Origin of the sequence: Pseudovibrio sp. JE062, from assembly GCF_000156235.1 — a bacterium.
Taxonomy (GTDB): Bacteria; Pseudomonadota; Alphaproteobacteria; order Rhizobiales; family Stappiaceae; genus Pseudovibrio.
Genome location: NZ_DS996812.1, coordinates 2,501 through 26,074, shown reverse-complemented (window position 1 = coordinate 26,074; position 23,574 = coordinate 2,501). Strand labels below are relative to the sequence as shown.

The window sequence follows — 23,574 nt, the reverse complement described above, 5'->3', positions numbered from 1 at the left end:
GCTGACATCCAGTTCCTTGGCCAACAGTACTTCACCCTCACCAAAGCATCCTTAAACACAGCAGGACATCATCACCGCCGAACAAAAAAGGGAGCCAATCGAAGACTCCCTCATTCCAAACAGATCATGGTTTCTTTGTAATCTGCCGCAGAAGCGTGGCAATCTCTTCAACGTGCCAAAGCCCATTGATCTTGCCGTTCTCATCAAACTCCCAAAGCTCCATTCCCGCAGCATCAAACTCATTGCCAGATGCCGGAATGCCAAAGAGAGGGCCATCATGCGTGCCCACATAGCGCCAACGCACAAGCGCTTTGCTCTCACCAACAGGCTCAATAAACGTGATCTCGTGACGCCCATCAGACGAGCCATCCTGCAGAGACTTATAAAAGTCCGCCACAATATCCCCGCTGCTTTCATTTGTCTGGCCCGGACGCGGATCATGGTTTGTATGCGTCTCGGAGAAGAACGAGACAAAGGCCTCCTGATCAAACGGGCGCGCATCTGCCACTTCATAAAACGCGGCCATGGCATCAACGGGCGCCAGCTTCTCGGCAACGGCACCAGTCACACTCAAAACAGACAGCACCAGCCCGATGCCCAGCGATTTCAACTTCAACATAAAAAGTCCTTCAGCTTTGGGAAGCACGAGCCCCGCACTTCCTGTTAAACGGAAGTGCCCTTTCTTTACCAACTTTACAAGATTCGCAAGTTTGTAAAGCTTGACAAGTTCGTGATCAGCACTATGACTTTCCGCATTCAGGGAGACTGCTGTGCAAACCAATCCTCAAAAACCTCGTGATACCCGGGCGCGTATTCTGAGCTCGGCCGTCGAGGTGTTCATGCAGTTTGGCTTCAGAAAATCGTCACTCAATGACGTCGCCCAAGCCGCAAATGTCTCCCGGCAGGCGCTTTATCTTCACTTCAAAGACAAGACGGATCTCTTCCGCGAGGCCAGCGCTTTCACATTTGAAGAAAACCTAAAGCTGGTGCAGCAGACCGCCCAATCAGGCAAACCTCTGCAAGGCATAGTCACGGAGATGTTTGGCATCTGGCACGGCCAGTACGTTGGCAAGATCGACCATGTCGCCTCAGACTTTGTAGCGGCTGCGATTGAAACAACTGGCGACATCATGCAGTCCGCAGAAGCCAACTTCCTGTCTGAAATCGCAGCAGCAATTGAGCAAGCAAACTTGCCTCACCTACAGCAAACAGCAGAGGGCACACCGCTCAAGATCGCGCGGCTTCTCAACACCTACTCAAAAGGCCTGAAGCTGGAAATCACGACGGAAAAAAAGTACCGCGCGGGTATGACAGAAGCTGCAGAAACCATGCTTGGACTGAGCAAGTAGCCTCACACCTCATCCAGCAGTTCGCCAGAATTCAAGCGTTTCCGAAGCTCCGCAGGAGACAGATGCCTCCAGATCTCAGCAGGGGGTCTTTCCGGCAAGTTGATATCACCAACCTGGTGAGCACCAAGCCGTTTGGCGAGCGAGCGTGAGCCTTCGTTTTCCCGCACGATAACGCTGATTGCCGTTTCCCAGCCCAGCTCATCATAAACGTATCCCAAAGCCGCCTGCACAGCCTCAAAGGCATAGCCCTTTCCCTGAGCCTCCGGGATCAACGCATACCCGATTTCCGGCTCAGGCCACTCAAGCGGATACCACGGCCCAGCGTAGCCGATGGTCTTGCCATCCTCTTTCCGCTCCACAGCAAACACCGTAAACCCGCGCATATGCCAATGCCCGATGATGGTTGCCATCTGTCTCCAGACCATATGTTCTGAGCGGGCACCACCAACAAATCGGGCAGTCTCTTCATCGCAAAAAATAGTCTTGAGACACTCGAAGTCCTGCTCCTGCCAGGAACGCAGAACCAGCCGCTCAGTCCCTAATCTGGGAACCGGAAGTTCAGTAAACGACACAGCTATGCCCCTTAAGCTGCCACCACAGAGTTCTTGCGATCCTCACGGATCATGTCCGATGCCTTCTCGGCAATCATGATCGTCGGAGAGTTGGTGTTGCCGGAAACAATGCGCGGCATCACAGAGGCATCGACAACGCGCAATCCCTCAATGCCCTTCACCTTCAGCCGTTCATCAACCACCGTGCCCATGGAGCAGGTGCCGACAGGGTGGAAGATCGTGGTGCCAATGTCCCCCGCAGCGATGGCGAGGTCTTCATCACTCACCAGATGCGCACTCGGCAGATACTCCTCCGGCGAGAACTCAGCCATCGCCTTGGTTTCCATAATCGTCCGTGTCAGACGCAAACTATCTGCCGCCACACGTCGGTCACTCTCCTCAGAAAGGTAGTTTGGCTGGATCTTCGGATGCGCTGTCGCATTGCCGGAGCCGATATGAACGCTTCCACGCGAGTCTGGCCGCAAGTTACAGACACTGGCGGTAATCGCTGGGAACTCATGCAGCGGCTCGCCAAACTTATCCAGCGACAACGGCTGAATGTGATACTCAATGTTCGGCGTTTCAAAAGAACTGTCAGAGCGGGTAAACACCCCAAGTTGACTTGGTGCCATGGACATAGGCCCGGACCGGCTCAGCGCATACTCCGCCGCAATCTTTGCCTTACCAATCAACGAGTTCGCTCGCTGGTTCAGCGTCACTGTATTCTGAACTTTATAGATACTGCGGATCTGCAAATGGTCCTGCAGGTTCTCACCCACCTGTGGCTGATCCAGCACCATGTCGATCCCATGCCCCGTCAACCGCTCAGCTGAGCCAATGCCAGACAGCTCAAGGATCTGCGGAGAGCCGATCGCCCCCGCACTCAAGATAATCTCACCGGTGCAAGCGGCAGAAACTATCTCGCCCTTCACCATCATGCAAACGCCCGTCGCACGGCGCCCACCAAACTCCAGCGTCGTCACCTGCGCATCTGTCAGAACCTTCAGATTGCTGCGCCCTGCCGCTGGTTTCAGAAACCCCTTGGAGGTGTTCCACCGCACGCCTTTGCGCTGGTTCACCTGAAAGTAAGAGGAACCGAAGTTGTCACCGCCATTGAAGTCATCGATCTTCGGAATGCCCACTTCCTCGCAGGCATCACGGAACCTATCAAGGATCGGCCAGGACAGACGCTGTTCCTCAACGCGCCATTCGCCGCCCTCTCCATGCACCTCAGAAGAGCCTCCATAGTGGTCCTCTGATTTCAGGAAGTATGGCAGCACATCATCCCAGCCCCAGCCGGTTAGCCCCAGCTGGCGCCAGTTGTCATAATCCTGCGCCTGCCCGCGCAAGTAAAGCATACCGTTGATGGAAGAGCACCCGCCCAGCAGCTTGCCACGCGGGTAGTTCAGCTTGCGCCCATTCAGCCCCGGCTCCGCCTCGGTCTGGAAACCCCAGTCCATGCGCGGATTGCCCATGCAATACAGATAGCCAACGGGGATATGCACCCACGGATGTTTGTCGTTGCCGCCTGCTTCCAGCAGCAGCACTTTCACATCCGGGTCCTGAGAAAGCCGGTTCGCGACAACACAGCCAGCCGAACCGGCTCCAACCACGATGTAATCCCAGGTTCCCAATGCGCGCATATCGGCCCTCCCAAGCCCCAAATCTCTTTGCGACCTAAGATAGAAACTGAACGGGCCAATTGCACTAGTAAGATATGTTTAGATCACCCGCGATGCGCCACCGCTGCAAAGCACCCACGCCGTGCATAATGCATTTGAATATAAGAGACATCCGGGTTCTCAAAGAAGCTCTCCAGCATCGGTTTGATGTCATCACCCTGCGCGATATCCGCCTCAACCATCATGTGGTTTGCATCAAACCCACGCAGCGACAGCAAACGAGAAGAAAGCGATACAGGAACCTCGTTTTCATAGGGCGTGGCATCAGAGGCATTCTCACGCACAAAAATCGCATGAGAGGCTTTGTAAGGCGTGTCATTGGGCTGGTAGGCGTAGTTCAGCAGAAACACCCGCTCTCCAACCTCGGCATCATCCAGCGTGATGCGGCACGGAAAACCCGGCTTTTCATCAGCCACATAAACAACCACGTTGCGCTCCGCCAACTGCTCTTCGCTCAGGCCGTTCAGTGCTTCAAACTCGTTGGATTTCAATCCAGAAATAATAAAAGCCATAGGTCACTCCTTAAGTTGGGAGCAACCTATGGCCTTCCGCAAACCGTAACCACCCGATTTGCGAGCAATACAAAATAAGCGCGGTTATGCCTGCGCTTGAGCCGCGGCGATCGCCTTGTCCAGCTCCGTAACCAAGCCGCTATCCAGCTGCAAACGCGCAGCCAGCATCATCAGATACGCCTGCTCAGCCGGAAGGTCCGGATCAATGGCAAGGCGGGATGCGGTGTAAATCTCTGCTGCTGTTTCCGGGCAGGTCGCAAACGCCACCACACGGTCGATATCCAGTGGTGCGCGCATCTCATCCAGAACGAACGCTTTTTCCTCTGCACCCAGACCAAGCTCATCCAGCTTTTCAAAGATGCGCTGCATCTCTTCGCCGTCTACATTACCATCTGCCTTGGCCGCCTGGATCATCGCAACGATCAGCGCCATAGCAAACTCTTTGGCATCACCGTTCCCTGCATCCGGGTCAAACGCAGTTCCGGTTGGGTCCGGCAGGGCAAGAGGCTCTGGCACAGGCACCACAGTGGCGGGAGCCGCCTGTGTCTGCGTCTGGGCAGAACCGTGGGAAGCCGCAGCACCACCGCCACCGCCGCCATTGTTCTTACCATCCTGCCATGTCTGGAAAGCTTTGTAGGCAAGGCCGCCAACCAGCGCCATGCCACCGTATTTTACGGCCTTTTTGCCAAGTTTCTTGCCCTTCTTGCTGCCAAGAAGGTAACCAGCCAAACCACCGGCAAGGGCACCACCCGCAAGTCCGCCAGCATTGTTTTTGATGTACGACTGCCCTTTCTCCATGGCACCACGGGCCTGATTACCCCCGTTGGAACCTAAGAACTGATCAAGAAGTGCCTTGCTGTCGAACATCTGTAATCCTATCTCGTTGATCTTGGGCGCTACACGCCAAACCTCTTAGGACATGGGAAGCCATCAATTTCACTTCAAGATGCCTCTTCCCGCAAAAGTGCAACCTGACAAAATTGTAATGTTTGAGAGCACACCTACTGCCCGAGCGGCAGATGGTTATCGTCCCGCAGCGTATCCATCGCGATGGAGCTGCGTACGTTCTGCACTGCCTCATGAGGCAGCAGATCATTGTTGATCACTTCGCTCAAGGCCTTCAGATCTTTCACCCGGATCTTGAGCATGTAATCCATGTCCCCCGTCATGGCGTAGGCTTCCTGCACGCTGGGAATGGTGCGTACCAGATCACGAAACAGCCGGGCATTCTCCTTGTTGTGCGTAGCCAGCGCCACCCCCACAAACGCCATCACATCCAGCCCCAGATACTCCGGCGAAAGATCAGCCTTGTAGCGACGGATCACCCGTTCCTGCTCCAGCCGTGTTCGCCGCCGTGAAACCTGCGAGGCAGAAAGGTGAATCACCTCTCCCAATTCCTGATTGGTCTGGCTGGCGTCTTCCTGCAGCGCTGCAAGTAACTTAAGGTCAAACTGGTCAAGCTCAATCATCTTTCGCACCAAATCAAAACATGACGCACAATTTGTGCATATATTGCGTGATTTTACGTAAGAATGCAAACCTGTCGCGTCACAGATATTTCAGAATAGTTCCAAGTTGCAGTGTATCGCCGAAAAGTGGGAACCGGTTTTCGGAAAAAGATACGCAGAACAGATGCGAATGCAGTTTTCATCATCTCAAATGATGACAAACAGCATTCATCGCCTTGTTTGAGGAGGAACAAATGGGCCCATTTCCGCACGATGCAGGACCAGCTGAGATTACAGCAGAAAACCCGGCTGGTACCGACGGTTTCGAATTCGTTGAGTTTGCGCATCCGGAACCGGAAAAGCTGGACGTTCTCTTCCGCCGCATGGGCTTTGAGCCTGTTGCCAAGCACAAAAGCAAAAACATCACGCTCTACCGTCAGGGCGATGTGAACTACATCCTCAACGCCGAGCCAAACAGCTTCGCCTCCAGCTTCATCGATGAGCACGGCCCATGCGCCCCGTCCATGGCATGGCGCGTAGTCAACGCACAGCAGGCCTTTGAGCATGCCATCAGCCGCGGGGCAGAAGCCTATACCGGCACCGACAAAACCCTCGATGCACCTGCCATCATGGGCATCGGCGGCTCCCTGCTCTACTTCATCGACAAATACGGCGACAAAGGCTCAGCCTATTCAGAAGAGTTCGACTGGCTCGGCGAAACAGACGCCAAACCAACCGGCAAGAGCTTCTACTACCTCGACCACCTGACCCATAATGTCTATCGCGGCAACATGGATAAGTGGTGGGCGTTCTATCGTGAGCTCTTCAACTTCAAGCAGATCCACTTCTTCGACATCGATGGCCGTATCACTGGCCTCGTCAGCCGCGCGATCACATCCCCATGTGGCAAAATCCGCATCCCACTGAACGAGTCCAAGGACGACACCAGCCAGATCGAAGAGTACCTGAAGAAGTACAAAGGCGAAGGCATCCAGCACATCGCCGTTGGCACCGATGACATCTATGAAGCCACCGACATGCTGGCAGAAGATGGCCTCAAGTTCATGCCAGGTCCACCACAGACCTACTACGACCGCAGCGCCGAGCGCGTCCACGGCCACACCGAGCCACTCGACCGCATGGGCAAACACGGCATCCTTATCGATGGTGAAGGCGTTGTTGGCGGCGGCATGACCAAGATCCTGCTTCAGATCTTCTCCAAAACCGTCATCGGCCCAATCTTCTTTGAGTTCATCCAACGCAAAGGCGACGAAGGCTTCGGCGAAGGCAACTTCCGCGCCCTTTTTGAGAGCATCGAAGAAGACCAGATCCAACGCGGCGTCCTAAAACAATCCGCCGCCGAATAAACAGCAGGACCCATTGCTGAAAAAAGACCGGAAGCGACGGGGGCGCTTTCGGTCTTTTTGTTTGATATGCATGGCCAGCTCTGTGCTTTGGCAATATTAGACGAGCAAACTATCCAAAATGCCCAAAGTTTCCATTCCTGAAAGCGGGATCCTGAGCAGCGAGAAACTCAAAACTAGTTTCTCGACGCCTCACGTTTTTCTTGAACTTTCGAGTGTATCCGTTCCAGCCCATCATCTGATATGCCGAAGGCTTTTAAGCTGGATAACGTATTTAAGAGATACTCGTGACAGCTACCAAGTGGACCTTCAGCATAGGCAAGTCTCTGTGAAATCTCATCTTCACTCAAATGCCCGATGTAGGACCGATGCGACTGCTTTACAACAAATGCGAATGTGCTGATCGGGCCATCGTTTGTTTCTGCTTTCAACCAGCGCGCTTCATAAGCTCCGGATATCATCTCCCGTCGCCAGAGTATCAAAAGCTCTTCTTCAATTTTCTTTTGGCCGATACGAAAAGCGATGCCCTCACAAGAAGAGCCAGGCTCTAAACCCAACATCACGCCGGGTTTGTCTCGAGTACCTCGACCAAAAGTTGACAAGCAAAAAGAGCGATGCCAACCCGGCAAAACTGTGGCTCGTTTCTCTGCAAATTCAAATGCAGGGTTCCAGATCAAGGAGCCATACCCGAACACCCAAACATCTTGGTTTGCACTGATGTGAGAAATGAACCTTTGCAGCGATGTTTCAATTTCACCGTCAGAAAGCAAAGTGTTCGATGGCCCTGCAATCAGACGCGCTGCTTTTAAGAGCGACCCATCTCTTAAACCCTCACGAGTGACGGATAGCCCGCTCATTTTGTTTTTGGGGTGGCCTGAACTGTCACCGTGCGTCTGACTTACCAACGTTCACTCCTAAATTGATGATTTAGTGAGACGTTCAATCTGACCAAAGTAAAAGTCTTCTTCTCAGCTATTGTCACCACAAATAATGGCAAAAGTTGAATCCCCATTTGCATCAACGAGCAAACTGTCCAAAAGGCAAAACCGGAAGCATCATAAGAGTGCAAGTTCTGCTGCCATCTGACAGTATCTTACCTTCCTACCTCTACATTTCTAACGCATCTACGGCTAACCTGAGGCATTAAAACTGCAGGAAATCTTGTTCTACCGAGCCGCAGGTATGCCCCTTCGCGAAATCGCTGAGGTGCTGAACGAAGACCGCAAGCAACGGGGGCGCTTTCGGTCTTTTTTGTATTAGGAACGATACTCAAATCCCGTCTCGACAGTTCCCCGTAAAAGTAAGACCTTTTGAGAAGTTTATCGCAATTTCTTTGCTAGCTTCACGATACCCTCCAATCATCCCTGCTCGATAAGAATCTGTAATTTCAAACAATCGCAGCGGTTTTCGTCCGATAATTTTTACTTCAGAAAAGTATGAAGATATGGGAAGTTGGGCCGTTTCTACTCTAACATTTCCATCTGCTTCAGCCCACAAAATCCAAGGGCGATAAAATTCAAAGGCAGCAAACAGAGTTTCACCTTTTCCAGACTGAAGCCATTTTCCTTTGCAGGTAAGATTCATGGCGTCTGTGGAATGATTTACAAGAATGTAGAACGTAATTCCGGAAACAATAGCTATTGCTAGAACACTTCTGACGAGGATTTTAACCAACTGAAGCATAGTCCCTCAAATACGACCCTCAATGACATCAACTTACGCTCAATCCAGAGATAGAAATTAGCAAAACACTTATTGCGGAACAAAATAAAACTTAGTCTTTTCTTGAATTGGCCAGCCGTCTTCATCTTCCTCCTGTTTAAGGGTGAAATCAGCAATCTCAGGAAAGAAAGGCGCAATCATCTCTCGAGCCTCAACCTCTGAGTTGGGTTTTGGGAAAAAACTGTCCCGCATGAGTGATATCCCGGAACATGGAAGTTTCACTGAGCCTGATATTTCAATATCTTGACATGGATCTTCATCCCACCCAGGCGAGTCGATAACTACTGAGAACGAGATCTCAAAAGCTCGAAAGCCGTCCACTGGTTCCAACGTAATGGTTCCAGACTTCGCAGGGATGTGCTGATAAGTGAAGTACCATGAGCATTCTAGACCATCCGTGTTCTGCTCAGATATCTCAAAGGATGCTTTCTCTGAGGGCACTACCAACCACTCAAAACTTAAGATCGTTTTCCAATTTTCTTCAAAGTAAGTAAATCCGTCCAACTCAATACAGATAGACCAATAAAGATTTCGCCGAACGCCAGTCCGTGGGTTCTCGAACAAAACACCTGAGACATCACCATGCTCGTTTACGCGATAATCAATTAACTTTAAGGGATGGGCCATCTTTCGATGCTTTCTGCGAAGAGTAAAAATGCAATGTCAAAATTCAGTAGTTTAAAGTATCGTAAGCCGTTCGAAGCTTTAGAAAAATGCCATTAGCTCAAAGCCCACACTTATTCGAACAGGAACTAAAAACTCTTTCGCACCAACTCACCCAACCATTCCCCAAAACTGCTCCAGCTCTCTGGGATGCTCAAATCGCAGCATTTGCCCGCCAAAACTCTCTAGCTTTTCAAGGTCACGTGGCCGGTTTGTCCGTTTGTAGTTGAGGACAAACCAGAGAAATTTCCAGTCAAAGCGCTCTTCACAGCCCTCAACGAACTCAGCCTCTCGTCTCTTTCCCAATCCAGCCAACATTCGACGGAACACACGATACAGGCAGATGTGGGTCGGGAAGTCGAGATGGATCACGGTGTCAGCACGGGCAATCCTCGGCTCCAAAGTGCCACCATAGTTTCCATCAATGATCCAACGCGGCTGAGCAGCAAAAGTCTCTACCTTTTCGGCCCAAACATCGCTCTCAGTCCGAACCCATCCGGACTGCCAGTAATGAAAGTCCAGATGCACAAGCGGTAGACCTGTAACAGCAGCCAACCGCTTAGCCACCGTCGTCTTTCCCGCGCCCGGACACCCAACAATCATCACCCGCTGCATCACAACTCCATAGCTCTGCTATCTCGCATTACGTTGATCTCATTTTAAAGCAAACCACCACACCCGGTAACGAAAAAACCGGAAGCCCATCAGCTCCCGGTCTCCATATCCGGCAAACAGGCCCCAACCAGCCCAATCTCTTATCAATCGTCAAAACTTGCCGTTCTCATGTGCCATTTCGGCTGGGGTTGGAGACACTACGTCCCAGTGCTCAACGATTTTGCCGTTTTCTACGCGCCAGAGGTCGAAGAAGGCCCACGGCTCGCCGCCCATGGTGGCATCGGAAGCGACGAAGACGAAGTTGCCTTCTGCAACAACCAGCTGTGGCTCAAACTTGGTGATCACTTGGCCTTGTGCAGCAAAGGCTTCAATGGCGGCCATCAGTCCGGCCAACCCGTCCTTAATCGATGGATTGTGCTGCATGTAGACGGCAGGATCCATGTAGTTGGTGACCTTCTCCGGCGCTCCACCGCCAAGCACATCACGAACGAAGCCAACAACCAGCTTCTTGTTTGCCTGTGTCTGGTCAAAATCAGTGATCTCAGTCGGCCCATCTGTCATGCCACGCCCTGATGCAGTCACCTCAGGTACAGGCTGAAGATTATCCCAGTGCTCAACCACCTTACCATCCTGCACGCGAAAAACATCAAAGGCCGCAAGAGAAGAAGCGCCAAACGCCTCAGCATTCTCATAGGTGTTGTGAAGCACGACCAGATCCCCCTCTGTGATGACACGGTGGGTTTTCACGGTCACACCCGCCTGCTCCACAATCGGGATCAGCCCAAGCAAACCTTCTGCCCCTGTAGGCACCTGCGGATTGTGCTGAATGTAATCAGGTGCAGTCACCTGGCGGGCAGCTTCCGGGTCGTGATCGGCGAAAACAGCCATGAAAAGGGTGAGGACCAGTTCTTTCGGTGTCATGAAGAATCTCCTTCTGATTTGGTGATGGAGATATGGTATTCAAAACGCACCAAGTTGCAATTACGCACTTTAAAAACACCTAGTTTGCTAAAGCATACCGCCTTTAAAATCTGACACTTGCTAAGAGATATTCTGGTATTATTATGGATGTTGGTATTCAAAAGGTTCCAGAGGTCACCATGCTGCCAATCGGTGTCGCAAGCAAAGCCGAAGCATCCAACTGCTCCATCCGTTCCATTCTCTCAAACGTGACGGGCAAATGGCGGATGATCATCATTCTGGCATTGGAAGATGAGCCAAAACGATTTGGCCAGATCAAACGCTGCATCGGCGATATCACCCAGCGCGTGCTGACAGAAAACCTGCGCGGCCTTCAACGCGACGGATACCTGACCCGCACCGTCGAACCCGGCCCGCCCGTCGCCGTCTCCTACGAGCTCACCCCCCTTGGCCGCAGCCTGCTGGAAACACTGAAACCCCTCGTCTACTGGTCCCACGAGCAAATGGACCACATAAAAACCGCCCGCATAGAGTACGACAGAACGCAGGCTGACTGACACACGAGCCTTTGCAGCATCCCTGCAAAGGCAAACTCACCCCACACCCAACATCGTCAGCGCCCAAATCCACCCATAGCTCACCACCACGCAGAACACTGTAATTGGCAACATCCACCAGCAGAATTGCCAGAAGGTGAAGGGGGTTGCGCCGAATTTTTCTGCCTGTTGGACCACAATCACGTTGCTGGCGGCGGAGATGATGAAGAGGTTTCCGGCCACGGTGGAGATGGTGGAGAGCATCATGAAGGTGCCGGTTTCGCCGCCATCCAGCAGCTTCAAATAAAGCTCCACCACAGGCACGTTGGAAAACAGCTGGCTGGCCCAAAAGCTCACCAGCGCGGTTATGGTCAGGTCTGCCAGTTCATTCTGCAGGGAGCCAAGCAGGTATTGCAGGGAGCCGGATTGGTAGAGCGAGCCGGTGACGACGAACATGGCCACAAAGAAGATCAGCGTCGCCCAGTCTACTTCTTTGAACACCCGCAGCCGCTCATCCCCAACCAGATAGATCGGCAGGCAAGAGACCAGCCCCACCCAGCCAAACGGCAGGGGGCCGAGGTGAAAGTATGTCCGCCCCAAACTGTCGCCCGTGATGATGCCCACCAGCAACAGAGCGGAAACCATGGCAGGCCATTGCCGACGGCTTACTTCCACCGCCTCGGCCTGCGTTTCCACCTCCTGTGAAACCAGCGCGCTCTCATCTGAGCCATTCTTCTTCACCAACCAGTGGAAGCGGAAGAACACAGCCACAAGGCAGATCACGCCGGGCACCAAAGCCCATACGATAAACGTGGCCAGCATGTTCGGAAAATTAGCGGCATTCACCACCAGAATGTTCTGCGGATTACCAACGGGTGACACCATGGAGCCAACCGTCACCGCCGCACACAGCACCACCAGAACGACCGCCAGTTTCCACCGGAACGCCCGGCTCAGGATAATCGCGATGGGCACGCCGATCACCGCCGCAGCATCGTTGGTCAGCACCGCCGCGCAGATCGCGGACGCCACAATGAACCAAAGCAACACCATGCCAGACTGCGACCGCTTCAGCAGCATATCCGCGATATCCTGCGAAAGGCCGGTGTCATACAGCGAGGAGGCGATGCTGAACACGGCAAACAGGTAAAAGATCAGCTGCCAGTCCACCGCATGGAACGCTGCCAGCGGTGTAATCTCTCCCAGCACCAGCAACACAATCGCACCCGCCAGCATGATGTGCCAGATCCGCACCATGGGCGGGAGCCATTGGCGCACGGCAATTCCGAGGAAAATGAGGGCGGAAATACCAAGAGAGACCGACATGCCTCACCCTATCCAGCGTGGTTTGACAGCAGCTTAACCACCACCGCCACAATCGAGCGAAATCCTTGGCAGCTTCTTAGAGCCATCCCCCTATCCTCGGCGAGCACAGCAAACCGGATCAGGGTCTCCATGAAGCTCAACAAGGCCATGCTATCGACGAACTTCTTCGCGGGCGATGTCGTGGGCGGAATTGGACCCTATCTGGCGATCTACCTGCTCACCGGCTTGCACTGGTCTCCCGGCAACATCGGGCTGGTGCTGGCCATCGGCTCGCTGACAACCGTCGCCCTGCAAACACCCGCAGGCGCCTTCATCGACAGCACCCGCAGCAAACGCCTGCTGCTTGCCTCCTGCGCCCTGCTCATTGGCTGCGCCACCATCTCCATCCTGCTGTTCTCGCAGTACCCGGTGGTCATCTACATCGCCCAGATCTTCATGGGTGTCGCCGTCGCCTTCGTCGGCCCCTGCATCGCCGCCATAACCCTCGGCATTTCGGGGCCAGAGCACTTCACCGTGCAGATGGGCGCCAATCAGGCCGCCAACCACTCCGGCAATGTCTTCGCCGCTATTCTGGGAGCCGGGCTAGCGCTCTGGATCTCAGCAGAAGGCGTGTTCTGGCTGGTGGCAATCATGGCTGTCGGCATGGCGATCAGCATCGGCATGGTCAGCGGTTCGGCCATCAACCACAACGCAGCCCGTGGTGGCCTTCACCACAATCCCAACGACGGCGACGAGCCCTCCACCATCGGCACCATCGCAGCGGATAAGCGCCTGCTCACGCTGGTGCTCTGCGTGTTCATGTTCCACTTCGCCAACGCAGCCATGCTGCCGCTGGTGGGGCAGAAACTTTCCGTCAACTCCAACGTCAACATCGGCATCGCCTTCGCCGCCGCCTGCATCGTGGTCGCGCAGTTCTGGATGACCATCATGTCCATCCTCTGCGCAGCCCGCGCCGACATGTGGGGCCGCAAACCGCTCTTCCTGCTGGCCTTCTTCATCCTGCCCATTCGCGGCATGCTGTTCATGTGGTTGGAGGATCCTGTAGCCCTCATCTCCGTGCAATCACTGGATGGCATCGCCAACGGCATCTTCGGGGTCATCATCCTGCTCATCGCCGCAGACCTGACCCGCGGCACAGGCCGCTTCAATCTGGTGCAGGGCGCGCTTGCCGCCGTGGTTGGCATCGGCTCGGCAGCCTCCAACCTGCTGGCAGAAGAGATCGTGCAGTTCTTCGGCTATTCCCCGGCCTTCATAACTCTGGCGATTCTCGCCTTCATCGGCGGCACGATGTACCTGTTCCTGATGCCGGAAACTTTGCCAGCCCAATTAGATGAAGATGACGGCGCAGCCCCCCAACAAACGGGGTAATCCTTACGATTAGGTCACCTCAACTTTCGGGTGAAAACGCTGATTTATACGGTTCCTCCCTTTATTTACTGGTCCTCAAAAACTTATGCTTATTGCGTCAAACAAAGAACGCGCGCAAAAAAGCAAATGTTCAGAGCCTCATGCGTAAATGCAAATGAATGCTTGTGAACTCAAAGCGCGAAGTGCAGGCCAGTACTCGAATGATCGAAAAAGCCAGTAGAGAACAGGTTCGTCGCCAAAACCGGTTCGTGGTGTTATCCACGTTGCGGCGTCACACCACGCTGGCCCGTGTCGACCTTGGCCGGCTCACAGGTCTGTCCCTCGCAGCTGTCACCTCCATCACCGCTGATCTGAAAGATCGCGGCCTGATCGCAGAGGTGGAAGAACAACCCAATCCGGATGCCAACACAAGAGGCCGCCCGCGCACCTATCTGCGCCTGCGCGATGATGTGGCCCACGTCATCACCGTCAAGCTCTCGGTAGACCGCGTGTCTCTTGCATTGGTGGACTACACCGGCCATCAACACGCCGAAGCCAAATTCATGGTGGAATCCTCCGATATGGGCGGCGATGCCTTCATCGCCCTGCTCGCACGAGAAATCAAAGCCCTACTGAAGACAGAGCCGCTTCGCGCCCGCAGTGTCATGGAAATCACCGTGGCGACGCAAGGCATCGTCGGCAAGCACAACGGCTCCATCATCTGGTCACCCACCATTGCAGAGCGGCAGGTGGAGCTCACCGCAAAGCTCTCCAAAACTCTTGGCATCACCTGCACACTGTACAACGACACCAACATGATCGCCGAGGCCCTGCACCGGCAGGACGCTGAAAAGTACAGCGGCAACTTCGTGGTGGTCTACATCGACCGTGGCGTCGGCATGGGCATCTTCATCAAGAACGCCCTCTACCGCGGTGAAACCGGAGCCGCTGCCGAATACGGCCATTCCCCATTCACCCCGGATGGCGCCGCCTGCAGATGTGGCAAGAAAGGCTGTCTGGAAGCCTACATCGCCGACTACGCGCTCTACCGCGAAGCCCAGAAGCTGCCGAAGGAAACCTCTCCCTCCGCCATGTTCTATGGGCCGGAGTACATCCAGAACCTGCGTGCCCGCGCCCGTGTGGGCGATGCACAGGCACAAAAGGTCTTCACTGATGCCGGGTTCGCTCTGGGCGTCAGCCTTGCCCGCACAATCTCGCTGCTGGATCCAAGCCGCATCGTCCTCACCGGCAAAGCCATGCAGGCTTACGACCTGTTCAAACACGGCATGAACAAGGGCCTGGAAAGCAGTCTGCTGGCACCACTGCTCGATGCCGTCAATCTAGAAGTCCTGCCATGGGATGAAGATTTCATCCTCCAGGGCCTGCTCATCAAAGCCCTGAAACACCTGGATCAGGCACTGGTGCACTGATGCAGTAGCCAGATGCAGTTACTGGTTTGTATCTGGCTTTCCCTTCAGAAGAGCATCAATAAACGGTGCCTTACCAGCTAGATACTCTTTGATGCCTTCAGTGTTTTCAGCCTCTAGCTTTAGCTTGAGGTACTGATATTGGTCTCTCAACTCAGCATCCTGACGAAGCAAATCGCGGAAGCGCAACATTCTTGAAATTTGCGAATGCCCTGTAGGACAGACATGCACTTTATGTGTCCGAACTCCATCAACATCCCGCCGATAAAAGTGATGCCCCGGCGAAAGATCTTTTCCCCGAGTATAGCCCAATGACCGCATAAAGCTGTCTACTTCAGGTGTGCGCTGATGGCAGGAAACTTCGACCAGCATATCGATTTCAGGCTTTGCTGCTAATCCTGTGATCGCTGTACTGCCAACATGATAGATCGCAACAAGAGTGTCTCCGAAAGCACCCGAGATACGGCCGCTTTCCTTCTCGAACATATTGGACCAAGCCGGATCAAACGCAGTAATTTTGCTGGTTAGCACCAATGTCTGCCTCTCAGAGAAAGCATTGCTAGTTCTATTACTAGCGCGCAACTGATCAAAGAAAAAGCCGGCTCCAAACGGAACCGGCTTCTTCAAAACACATTGTCGCAAACTTAGCTGCGGGACAGCATGGCAGATGGCAAACCGCGTGCAATGGTGTGTGCCACCAGCGTTGCCAGAGCCACCTTAATCAGGTCACCCGGAATAAACGGCAGGCTGCCCACCATGATTGCTTTGTCGAGTGTCATACCAGCTTTGTATGCCAGCACCGGTACGCCAAGCGCATGCACCACAACGATGCCGCCAATAATGCCGGAGACAATCGCACCAAACACCACGTTCATGTTGCGCATGGCTTTCATGATTGCACCAACCACAATCGCGCCAACAAAGTAACCGGCCAGATAGCCAGCAGTTGCGCCATAAAACACGCCAATGCCACCACGGCCACCAGCCAGAAACGGCAAGCCAAGCGCCACGAGGAACAGGAACAAAGCAACAGCCAGCCCGCCACGCACCGGACCAAGCATCATACCCGCCAGCATCACACCAAGCGACTGCGCCGTAATTGGAATACCGCCAGCAAGACCCAGCTCAATCTTAGGCACCAGCCCAAGAGCAGCAATCAGGGCCGCATAAAAAGCAATCTGAACAAGAGAACGATCACTAGACATAGTCATCCTAACTTCTTTTGTGATCATCAAAGCCGTCAGCACCACCACGGGCTGTCAGAGCTTCGGCAACATGATCTGTCATTTTTATCGCGTGCAAGGCAAATGGAGCAAGCAAGCGCCAGCTGTTGGCGTGGGCTGTTCTGGCTTTATACGCTTCTTGCAGTGACGCATAAACCGCCAGCAGGACCGGCACAAACCGGATAACCAAAGCAACTGCCAGCGAAACGCGTCTTGGGGAAATGCCAAACACACGCAGAGGCTTGAACAGCGGCTCCACCGCATCCATCAAAGCCTCCATGTGGGTTGTTATACTAATAAAATTGGCAAGGAGCACCATCGCCAATAGGCGCAACACAGCAATAATACCCTGCTCGATGTCTCCCAGAAACACATGCACCAGAAAGATGATACCCATCATCCAGAGCAGTGGCCGCACCACCTTCAGCTTCTCCAGCCCACGCCGGCCAAGCGTGGCATACAGCGCCACGACGAACACCAGCAGCAAAGCAGAGAACCAAAGCGTGTTGAACGGGATGATCAGCAGGCTCAGCACAAACAGAAAGATCAGCTTCACTCTGGCAGGAAGCCGATGCGCCCAACTGTTACCCGCCATGTAAAGGGAGATCATGCGCGCGCAGCTCCCTCAAAATGAAGGTCCGCACCAGAAAGCTCATGCTCCTGATAAGCTGTCAGCACATCAGAAGGCGCACCAAACTGCTTGACCGCCCCATCCTCAATCCAGACCACCTTGTCGTAATCGCTCAAGGCATCCAGCTCATGGCTCACGAAGATAACCTGCTGATCCAGCTTCTCCAGCTTGCGCCGCAACGCCGCTCGTGTGCGCAGGTCCAGACTGGAAAACGGCTCATCCAGCACCACCAGCTTCGGCTCCATAATGAGCACAGCCAGAATACAGATCAGCTGCTTCTGCCCTTCAGAAAGCTCATGTACGGGCCGCTCAGCCAACGGCGCAATACCATGGTCCTGCAACAGCGCAAGCCCCTGCGCCTTCGCATCCGCCTTGCTGACACCAATCTGGCGCAAGCCAAAGCTCAGCTCTTCCAGGGCAGTGGGAAAGATCAGCTGATGATCCGGGTTCTGAAACACAAAGCCCGTCACCCGCGCCAGCTTTTTGGCACCTTCTTCAGCTGAAACACCATGAACATGCAAAGACCCGGCACTCACTGGCAGCAAACCATTCAGGCTGCGCACAAGTGTAGACTTGCCAGATCCGTTCCGGCCAATAATCCCAACCCGCTGATCCGGCAGCTGCACTGTCAGATCACGAATGATCGTCGTCCCACTGCGCTCAATGGAAACATGGTCAAAGCTGATTGTTTTTGAAGTCTCGTTCACGCCGTAAGTTCACCTGCCAAAGGAGTTGCACTCCTATACACAATGCAGAAAACCCACGCTATGGAAATCTGTAAGCTCTAGGCTGGCTATCTCTGCTCGACAAACCTTTTCCTATGTGCCACGTTCGCACCCTTTTCAGCAAATTATCAGCTTAGAGGTATTGCCATGTCAGCCGAGCAGTTCACTGATGCACTCGTTGCCAACCATTGGGACCAGAACGCAGATCAATGGAAAAAAGACGTAGACGCAGGTTTAGATGTCTACCGGGATCTGTTCACGTGGCCAGCATTCGAGGACTTTCTGGGGGACGTCAGCGGTAAGCACATTATTGATCTCGGATGTGGAGAAGGCAACAACACCCGCAAACTGGCGAAAGCAGGTGCCTATATGTCTGGCGCTGATCTTTCAGAGAACATGATCGCCCACGCCGTTGCTGAGGAACAAAAGGCCCCTTTAGGCATAAACTACATCACCAGCTCATACAGCACCAACACGGGCTTTCCAGACAATGCGTTCGATATGGTCGTCTCTACCCTTGCTTTCATGGATGGGCCAGATTTTGGAGGAGCCATGCAGGAAGCATTCCGACTTCTTAAGCCCGCCGGTACGCTCGCATTCTCAATTCTACACCCATGTTTCATCACACCGGGCCTATCCTGGCGAAAAGACGAGAATGGAAACACAACCGGTTTGGTCGTTTCAAAATACTATGACCAAACCCACTTCGCAGATCGCTGGAAATTCGCAAGGCACGGACATAGCACAGACATTCAACACTTCAGCGTGCCCAGATTCCCTCGCACTTTGAGCGACTATATCAATCCCATCATCACCGCGGGTTTTCAGATCAAAGAAATTCAGGAACCCAAACCAACAGAAGAGGCGATTGCTCAAGCTCCACGCTTCCACCGCTGGAAAGATCTCTCCGCGTTCCTTCTGATGATCAAAGCAACCAAGCCTCAAATCTAGGCCAGCACATCCCGTAGGGAGGTCAGCCACACTTTCACATTCGCAGACACCTTGGCATGGTCCAGCCCCTCAAAGGCATCCCAGCTCCACCCATTTTCGGGGCAAAGCTCATCCAGAAACGCATGCAGCTCTTTTTGCTTGCCCTCAGGCAACGGCAGATTGGCAGCATGTTTCAGCAGAAGCACCTGCTCCTGAAGCCGCAAATACACCCAGAACGCTTCCATCATGGGCCGCAGCAAATGCGGCTGCGTCTGCCATGTGCTTCCAGAAAACAGATCCTGCGTGACAACCGGCCCGGCCCCATGACAGTGGAACTGAACACAGCCCATGTATCCGGTCGTCGCCAGATCAGAATGGATCTTGCACGTGCCGCAGCTCTCAAGATTTCGGCAAGGCTCACCCGCAGCTTTATCGAAGGGAAAAACGCTCGACTTATCAAAAGCAAGCGCTACACAGCACAAAGCTGCACACTTCTCACAGTCAGCTTTCAGGCGGTCATCTAGTTGGTTCAGATCCATAGCGCCTTATTGGCACAAAACAGCAGGCAACGAAAGCAATCTGAAGTTTCGGCAAGCAAAGCATCTCAGAAGCAGCACCTCTAAGAATAGCGCAGTCTGTGAGAAGGGGAATAACGTCTGTCAGGAACATTCAGGCCAGAGCGACTCAAAGCGGGCATATCTTTTTTGCTGGTTTCAGATAGAAAATCTTACTCCCCTCCCCAATAACCATGCTAGCGCTATTGGGGACCAGCCTTCGCACACGCCTAACCGAAGGCATGGTCAACTTTCACGACTTCAAACACAACAACGCTGAAAAACCACTTTCAACGCACCCAACACGCAAAAAACGCAAATCAACGCACAAAACAACGCAAAGCAGCGATGTCCTGCAATTCACCTGCAAAATCAAGCAGGTACGAATCCAATCTCTTTCTGAAGCTTCTTGGTCAGCTTCTTCGCGATGATACTGTGCGCCTCTGTGATGTAATCCTTGATATCACCATCAGCCATCGCACCCATCGTCTCCAGCTGAACCCACTTGGCACGAGCCAGATAAGGCGCAGGAATAATCCCCTCTTGCTCCGTCAGGATCTGATAGGAAAGATCTGAGCACTTGAAGCTGATCTTGATCCCTTCCATCTCTGGTCGATCCTCACCCCAGTTAGAGCAAATCGCAAAGATCTTCCCCCCAACCTTCCAAACCGAAGCATTTCCCCACTGAATGACATTCGTCGTCCCAATCAAAGACTTACAAAACCCATCAAACTCATCCCGCGTCAAAGCAACACCTCATAGAAACCGATTATCACGCAATTGCATCATACCGTCACTTTGCAACCTTCCACACAATAGAAATGCAAGCAAGATGGAGTTGAAATCACCTGACCTGTCTGTCCCCTAACCCGCTGATAATCGGCTAATAATCTAAGCCAAATCCACGACTAAGCATGACCTCAAGCTCTCACTCACAGCCGCAAAACTCGAGCTCGTCAAAGTCTCATTCGTTATATTGGAGGAGGACTTCCAAACGTCAAAAAGCCCCCGAGCATTATGCATCGGGGGCTTTTGTGTGATTTTTTGTTCTGTGATTTTGAGAGATTTTTGTGTGTCTTATTCATGCCCGGCGGCGCCCTACTCTCCCGCGTCTTAAGACGAAGTACCATTGGCGCAGGGGCGTTTCACTTCCGAGTTCGGGATGGGATCGGGTGGGGGCGCCCCGCCATAGCCACCGGGCAGGAATAAGTCACATTATGAACTGGTCTGTTTTGTTTAGTTGAAGCTTTGTTTTTGGATTTAAGCTTTATGATTATAGCTTAATGGGAGTGATCAAGATCGATCGAGCTATTAGTAAGGCTCAGCTTCGGATGTTACCACCCTTCCACATGCCTCCTATCGACGTGGTGGTCTTCCACGGCTCTCAAGGGATATCTTGTTTTGAGGTTGGTTTCCCGCTTAGATGCCTTCAGCGGTTATCCATTCCGTACATAGCTACCCTGCAATGCGGCTGGCGCCACAACAGGTCCACCAGAGGTACGTCCATCCCGGTCCTCTCGTACTAGGGACAGATCCTCTCAAATTTCCTACACCCACGGCAGATAGGGACCGAACTGTCTCGCGACGTTCTGAACCCAGCTCACGTACCGCTTTAATTGGCGAACAGCCAAACCCTTGGGACCTGCTCCAGCCCCAGGATGCGATGAGCCGACATCGAGGTGCCAAACAATGCCGTCGATATGGACTCTTGGGCATCATCAGCCTGTTATCCCCGGCGTACCTTTTATCCGTTGAGCGATGGCCCTTCCACGAGGGACCACCGGATCACTATGACCGACTTTCGTCTCTGCTCGACTTGTCAGTCTCGCAGTCAGGCAGGCTTATGCCATTGCACTCAACGAGCGATTTCCGACCGCTCTGAGCCTACCTTCGCGCGCCTCCGTTACCATTTGGGAGGCGACCGCCCCAGTCAAACTACCCGCCACACACGGTCCCGGATATTGTAGTACCGCGGTTAGATATCCATGAGGACAAGGGTGGTATTTCAAGGATGGCTCCACCCGAGCTGGCGCCCGGGGTTCAACGCCTACCACCTATCCTACACATGTCATCACGAATACCAGTGTGAAGCTGTAGTAAAGGTGCACGGGGTCTTTCCGTCTGACCGCAGGAACCCCGCATCTTCACGGGGAATTCAATTTCACTGAGTCTGTGCTGGAGACAGCGGGGAAGTCGTTACGCCATTCGTGCAGGTCGGAACTTACCCGACAAGGAATTTCGCTACCTTAGGACCGTTATAGTTACGGCCGCCGTTTACTGGGGCTTCAATTCGGTGCTTGCACACCTCCTCTTAACCTTCCAGCACCGGGCAGGCGTCAGACCCTATACGTCGCCTTGCGGCTTCGCAGAGCCCTGTGTTTTTGATAAACAGTCGCAACCCCCTATTCTGTGCCCCCGATACAAAGTTGCCTTCGTACCGGGCTCCCTTCTCGCGAACTTACGGGAGCAATTTGCCGAGTTCCTTCAGCACAGTTCTCTCAAGCGCCTTGGTATACTCTACCTGTCCACCTGTGTCGGTTTCGGGTACGGTCTTAGCGTGGGAGCTATTTCCAGGAACACCTTCACCGCATCTCCAATCCAATAAGGAGATACGATACACGGCATCCGTCACTACCCACTGGCCGGGGAATATTAACCCCGTTCCCATCGACTACGCCTTTCGGCCTCGCCTTAGGGGCCGGCTAACCCTGCGCCGATTAGCGTTGCGCAGGAACCCTTGGACTTTCGGCGAGAGGGTCTCTCACCCTCTTTATCGTTACTCATGTCAGCATTCGCACTTCTGATACCTCCAGCAGCCCTCACGGGTCCACCTTCATCAGCTTACAGAACGCTCCGCTACCGCGCGTCATAAGACGCACCCGCAGTTTCGGTGTATGGCTTTAGCCCCGGTACATTTTCGGCGCGGAGACCCTTATTTAGACCAGTGAGCTGTTACGCTTTCTTTAAATGATGGCTGCTTCTAAGCCAACATCCTGGTTGTTTTGGGATCTCTACATCCTTTCCCACTTAGCCATAACTTAGGGACCTTAACTGGCGGTCAGGGTTGTTTCCCTCTCCACAATGGACGTTAGCACCCACTGTGTGTCTGCCCTGCAGTACTTCCTGGTATTCGGAGTTTGGTTAGGATCAGTAAGGCGGTGAGCCCCCATAGCCCATCCAGTGCTCTACCCCCAGGAGTATTCACAGGACGCTCTACCTAAATAGATTTCGCGGAGAACCAGCTATTTCCGAGTTTGATTGGCCTTTCACCCCTAGCCACAAGTCATCCCCGAATTTTTCAACATTCGTGGGTTCGGTCCTCCAGTGCGTGTTACCGCACCTTCAACCTGCTCATGGCTAGATCACTCGGTTTCGGGTCTAATCCAACGAACTAAAACGCCCTATTAAGACTCGCTTTCGCTACGCCTACACCTATCGGCTTAAGCTTGCTCGTTAAATTAAGTCGCTGACCCATTATACAAAAGGTACGCTGTCACCCTTACGGGCTCCAACTGTTTGTAAGCATTCGGTTTCAGGTACTATTTCACTCCCCTCGTCGGGGTACTTTTCACCTTTCCCTCACGGTACTGGTGCGCTATCGGTCGACTAGGAGTACTTAGGCTTGGAGGGTGGTCCCCCCATGTTCAGACAGGATTTCACGTGTCCCGCCCTACTCAAGGATCATATCTCTTTCTACCCGTACGGGGCTATCACCCACTAAGGCCAAGTTTCCCAACTTGTTCCGGTTCTTAAAATATGACCACTGGCCTGGTCCGCGTTCGCTCGCCACTACTAGCGGAGTCTCGGTTGATGTCCTTTCCTCCGGGTACTTAGATGTTTCAGTTCCCCGGGTTTGCCCCCTTGCGGGTACACCATAAAGGTGTGGGTTGCCCCATTCAGAAATCGCCGGATCAAAGCTTATTCGCAGCTCCCCGACGCTTATCGCAGCGTATCACGTCTTTCATCGCCTCTAGTCGCCAAGGCATCCACCAAATGCCCTTAAGACACTTGATCACTCTCATTAGCAATAATCATAAAACCACAATCC

The 23,574-nt window shown here is 53.4% G+C and carries 24 protein-coding genes and 2 rRNA genes; 6 read left to right on the top strand and 20 right to left on the bottom strand.

Going from position 1 to position 23,574, the window contains the following annotated elements:
• Positions 1-124 precede the first annotated feature (124 nt).
• Positions 125-619 (bottom strand): ester cyclase, encoded by a 495-nt coding sequence (locus PJE062_RS18915; protein ID WP_008551301.1) that lies wholly within the window; start codon positions 617-619, stop codon positions 125-127.
• 151 nt (positions 620-770) lie between these two features.
• On the opposite strand from PJE062_RS18915, the gene PJE062_RS18910 reads away from it, so the two are divergent.
• A complete protein-coding gene (locus tag PJE062_RS18910) occupies positions 771-1,349 on the top strand; it encodes a TetR/AcrR family transcriptional regulator (RefSeq protein WP_008551704.1) in 579 nt (192 codons plus the stop codon).
• A gap of 2 nt (positions 1,350-1,351) precedes the next feature.
• Here PJE062_RS18910 and PJE062_RS18905 read toward each other — a convergent pair whose 3' ends face one another.
• The 5 genes from PJE062_RS18905 to PJE062_RS18885 form a co-directional block, all read right to left on the bottom strand.
• Positions 1,352-1,921, bottom strand: coding sequence for a GNAT family N-acetyltransferase (locus PJE062_RS18905; protein ID WP_008551261.1), 570 nt, complete (start codon positions 1,919-1,921; stop codon positions 1,352-1,354).
• Positions 1,922-1,932: 11 nt separating this feature from the next.
• Positions 1,933-3,543: a GMC family oxidoreductase gene (locus PJE062_RS18900; RefSeq protein ID WP_008551394.1), complete on the bottom strand. Its 1,611-nt coding sequence runs from the start codon at positions 3,541-3,543 to the stop codon at positions 1,933-1,935.
• Positions 3,544-3,626: 83 nt separating this feature from the next.
• A complete protein-coding gene (locus PJE062_RS18895) occupies positions 3,627-4,094 on the bottom strand; it encodes a DUF1203 domain-containing protein (RefSeq protein WP_008551427.1) in 468 nt (155 codons plus the stop codon).
• An 84-nt stretch (positions 4,095-4,178) separates the two neighbouring features.
• On the bottom strand, positions 4,179-4,961 hold the full coding sequence (locus PJE062_RS18890) for a tellurite resistance TerB family protein (protein ID WP_008551552.1): 783 nt from the start codon (positions 4,959-4,961) through the stop codon (positions 4,179-4,181).
• A 134-nt stretch (positions 4,962-5,095) separates the two neighbouring features.
• Positions 5,096-5,563: an Lrp/AsnC family transcriptional regulator gene (locus PJE062_RS18885; protein ID WP_008551672.1), complete on the bottom strand. Its 468-nt coding sequence runs from the start codon at positions 5,561-5,563 to the stop codon at positions 5,096-5,098.
• 233 nt (positions 5,564-5,796) lie between these two features.
• Here PJE062_RS18885 and hppD point away from each other — a divergent pair, with 233 nt between their 5' ends.
• A complete protein-coding gene (gene hppD / locus PJE062_RS18880) occupies positions 5,797-6,909 on the top strand; it encodes a 4-hydroxyphenylpyruvate dioxygenase (protein WP_008551398.1) in 1,113 nt (370 codons plus the stop codon).
• Positions 6,910-7,082: 173 nt separating this feature from the next.
• On the opposite strand, the gene PJE062_RS18875 is transcribed toward hppD, so the two are convergent.
• The 5 genes from PJE062_RS18875 to PJE062_RS18855 form a co-directional block, all read right to left on the bottom strand.
• Positions 7,083-7,811: a gamma-glutamylcyclotransferase gene (locus PJE062_RS18875; protein ID WP_008551417.1), complete on the bottom strand. Its 729-nt coding sequence runs from the start codon at positions 7,809-7,811 to the stop codon at positions 7,083-7,085.
• 364 nt (positions 7,812-8,175) lie between these two features.
• Positions 8,176-8,589, bottom strand: coding sequence for a hypothetical protein (locus PJE062_RS18870; RefSeq protein ID WP_037037690.1), 414 nt, complete (start codon positions 8,587-8,589; stop codon positions 8,176-8,178).
• 69 nt (positions 8,590-8,658) lie between these two features.
• Positions 8,659-9,255 (bottom strand): hypothetical protein, encoded by a 597-nt coding sequence (locus tag PJE062_RS18865; RefSeq protein WP_037037688.1) that lies wholly within the window; start codon positions 9,253-9,255, stop codon positions 8,659-8,661.
• A gap of 147 nt (positions 9,256-9,402) precedes the next feature.
• Positions 9,403-9,906: a DNA topology modulation protein FlaR gene (locus PJE062_RS18860; RefSeq protein ID WP_008551328.1), complete on the bottom strand. Its 504-nt coding sequence runs from the start codon at positions 9,904-9,906 to the stop codon at positions 9,403-9,405.
• Between the two features lie 150 nt (positions 9,907-10,056).
• Positions 10,057-10,827 carry a nuclear transport factor 2 family protein gene (locus tag PJE062_RS18855; RefSeq protein ID WP_008551315.1) on the bottom strand — a complete coding sequence of 257 codons (771 nt, stop codon included), beginning with the start codon at positions 10,825-10,827 and terminating at the stop codon, positions 10,057-10,059.
• 143 nt (positions 10,828-10,970) lie between these two features.
• On the opposite strand from PJE062_RS18855, the gene PJE062_RS18850 reads away from it, so the two are divergent.
• Complete coding sequence (locus PJE062_RS18850) at positions 10,971-11,384, top strand: helix-turn-helix domain-containing protein (protein WP_008551527.1); 414 nt, start codon at positions 10,971-10,973, stop codon at positions 11,382-11,384.
• 36 nt (positions 11,385-11,420) lie between these two features.
• Here the strand turns inward: PJE062_RS18850 and PJE062_RS18845 are convergent, their stop codons facing one another.
• Positions 11,421-12,689, bottom strand: coding sequence for an SLC13 family permease (locus PJE062_RS18845; protein ID WP_008551668.1), 1,269 nt, complete (start codon positions 12,687-12,689; stop codon positions 11,421-11,423).
• Positions 12,690-12,818: 129 nt separating this feature from the next.
• Between PJE062_RS18845 and PJE062_RS18840 the strand changes: the two genes are divergently transcribed.
• Both PJE062_RS18840 and PJE062_RS18835 read left to right on the top strand, forming a co-directional pair.
• Complete coding sequence (locus PJE062_RS18840) at positions 12,819-14,057, top strand: MFS transporter (RefSeq protein ID WP_008551454.1); 1,239 nt, start codon at positions 12,819-12,821, stop codon at positions 14,055-14,057.
• 158 nt (positions 14,058-14,215) lie between these two features.
• Complete coding sequence (locus tag PJE062_RS18835) at positions 14,216-15,466, top strand: ROK family protein (protein ID WP_050773953.1); 1,251 nt, start codon at positions 14,216-14,218, stop codon at positions 15,464-15,466.
• A gap of 18 nt (positions 15,467-15,484) precedes the next feature.
• Here the strand turns inward: PJE062_RS18835 and PJE062_RS18830 are convergent, their stop codons facing one another.
• From PJE062_RS18830 to PJE062_RS18815, 4 genes are read right to left on the bottom strand one after another with little or no spacing between them, the layout of a single operon-like run.
• The gene (locus PJE062_RS18830; RefSeq protein ID WP_198136882.1) at positions 15,485-16,090 is read right to left on the bottom strand and encodes a GrpB family protein; all 606 of its coding nucleotides are present in this window, start codon (positions 16,088-16,090) and stop codon (positions 15,485-15,487) included.
• A gap of 17 nt (positions 16,091-16,107) precedes the next feature.
• Entirely contained in the window at positions 16,108-16,674 is a 567-nt protein-coding gene (locus PJE062_RS18825; protein WP_008551407.1) for a biotin transporter BioY, read from the bottom strand.
• A gap of 1 nt (position 16,675) precedes the next feature.
• Positions 16,676-17,296 carry an energy-coupling factor transporter transmembrane protein EcfT gene (locus PJE062_RS18820; RefSeq protein WP_008551285.1) on the bottom strand — a complete coding sequence of 207 codons (621 nt, stop codon included), beginning with the start codon at positions 17,294-17,296 and terminating at the stop codon, positions 16,676-16,678.
• On the bottom strand, positions 17,293-18,024 hold the full coding sequence (locus PJE062_RS18815; RefSeq protein ID WP_008551618.1) for an energy-coupling factor ABC transporter ATP-binding protein: 732 nt from the start codon (positions 18,022-18,024) through the stop codon (positions 17,293-17,295). The genes PJE062_RS18820 and PJE062_RS18815 overlap by 4 nt, the downstream gene beginning before the upstream one ends.
• Before the next feature lie 165 nt (positions 18,025-18,189).
• On the opposite strand from PJE062_RS18815, the gene PJE062_RS18810 reads away from it, so the two are divergent.
• Positions 18,190-18,993 (top strand): class I SAM-dependent methyltransferase, encoded by an 804-nt coding sequence (locus PJE062_RS18810; protein WP_008551318.1) that lies wholly within the window; start codon positions 18,190-18,192, stop codon positions 18,991-18,993.
• On the opposite strand, the gene PJE062_RS18805 is transcribed toward PJE062_RS18810, so the two are convergent.
• The 4 genes from PJE062_RS18805 to PJE062_RS18790 form a co-directional block, all read right to left on the bottom strand.
• On the bottom strand, positions 18,990-19,511 hold the full coding sequence (locus PJE062_RS18805; protein WP_008551619.1) for a hypothetical protein: 522 nt from the start codon (positions 19,509-19,511) through the stop codon (positions 18,990-18,992). The two genes, PJE062_RS18810 and PJE062_RS18805, sit on opposite strands and share 4 nt — an antisense overlap.
• Before the next feature lie 387 nt (positions 19,512-19,898).
• Complete coding sequence (locus tag PJE062_RS18800; protein WP_008551738.1) at positions 19,899-20,273, bottom strand: MmcQ/YjbR family DNA-binding protein; 375 nt, start codon at positions 20,271-20,273, stop codon at positions 19,899-19,901.
• Positions 20,274-20,611: 338 nt separating this feature from the next.
• Positions 20,612-20,726, bottom strand: a 5S ribosomal RNA gene (gene rrf / locus PJE062_RS18795).
• An 89-nt stretch (positions 20,727-20,815) separates the two neighbouring features.
• A 23S ribosomal RNA gene (locus PJE062_RS18790) occupies positions 20,816-23,540 on the bottom strand.
• Between the last annotated feature and the right edge of the window lie 34 nt (positions 23,541-23,574).

Excerpts from the sequence above, each read along its gene's own strand:
- PJE062_RS18855 (WP_008551315.1), bottom strand. The coding sequence starts at position 10,827 with ATGACACCGAAAGAACTGGTCCTCACCCTTTTCATGGCTGTTTTCGCC.
- hppD (WP_008551398.1), top strand. The coding sequence starts at position 5,797 with ATGGGCCCATTTCCGCACGATGCAGGACCAGCTGAGATTACAGCAGAA.
- PJE062_RS18805 (WP_008551619.1), bottom strand. The coding sequence starts at position 19,511 with ATGGATCTGAACCAACTAGATGACCGCCTGAAAGCTGACTGTGAGAAG.
- PJE062_RS18860 (WP_008551328.1), bottom strand. The coding sequence starts at position 9,906 with ATGCAGCGGGTGATGATTGTTGGGTGTCCGGGCGCGGGAAAGACGACG.
- PJE062_RS18870 (WP_037037690.1), bottom strand. The coding sequence starts at position 8,589 with ATGCTTCAGTTGGTTAAAATCCTCGTCAGAAGTGTTCTAGCAATAGCT.
- PJE062_RS18890 (WP_008551552.1), bottom strand. The coding sequence starts at position 4,961 with ATGTTCGACAGCAAGGCACTTCTTGATCAGTTCTTAGGTTCCAACGGG.
- PJE062_RS18835 (WP_050773953.1), top strand. The coding sequence starts at position 14,216 with ATGCTTGTGAACTCAAAGCGCGAAGTGCAGGCCAGTACTCGAATGATC.
- PJE062_RS18885 (WP_008551672.1), bottom strand. The coding sequence starts at position 5,563 with ATGATTGAGCTTGACCAGTTTGACCTTAAGTTACTTGCAGCGCTGCAG.
- PJE062_RS18865 (WP_037037688.1), bottom strand. The coding sequence starts at position 9,255 with ATGGCCCATCCCTTAAAGTTAATTGATTATCGCGTAAACGAGCATGGT.
- PJE062_RS18895 (WP_008551427.1), bottom strand. The coding sequence starts at position 4,094 with ATGGCTTTTATTATTTCTGGATTGAAATCCAACGAGTTTGAAGCACTG.
- PJE062_RS18825 (WP_008551407.1), bottom strand. The coding sequence starts at position 16,674 with ATGACTATGTCTAGTGATCGTTCTCTTGTTCAGATTGCTTTTTATGCG.
- PJE062_RS18820 (WP_008551285.1), bottom strand. The coding sequence starts at position 17,296 with ATGATCTCCCTTTACATGGCGGGTAACAGTTGGGCGCATCGGCTTCCT.
- PJE062_RS18850 (WP_008551527.1), top strand. The coding sequence starts at position 10,971 with ATGGATGTTGGTATTCAAAAGGTTCCAGAGGTCACCATGCTGCCAATC.
- PJE062_RS18900 (WP_008551394.1), bottom strand. The coding sequence starts at position 3,543 with ATGCGCGCATTGGGAACCTGGGATTACATCGTGGTTGGAGCCGGTTCG.
- PJE062_RS18810 (WP_008551318.1), top strand. The coding sequence starts at position 18,190 with ATGTCAGCCGAGCAGTTCACTGATGCACTCGTTGCCAACCATTGGGAC.
- PJE062_RS18845 (WP_008551668.1), bottom strand. The coding sequence starts at position 12,689 with ATGTCGGTCTCTCTTGGTATTTCCGCCCTCATTTTCCTCGGAATTGCC.
- PJE062_RS18840 (WP_008551454.1), top strand. The coding sequence starts at position 12,819 with ATGAAGCTCAACAAGGCCATGCTATCGACGAACTTCTTCGCGGGCGAT.
- PJE062_RS18915 (WP_008551301.1), bottom strand. The coding sequence starts at position 619 with ATGTTGAAGTTGAAATCGCTGGGCATCGGGCTGGTGCTGTCTGTTTTG.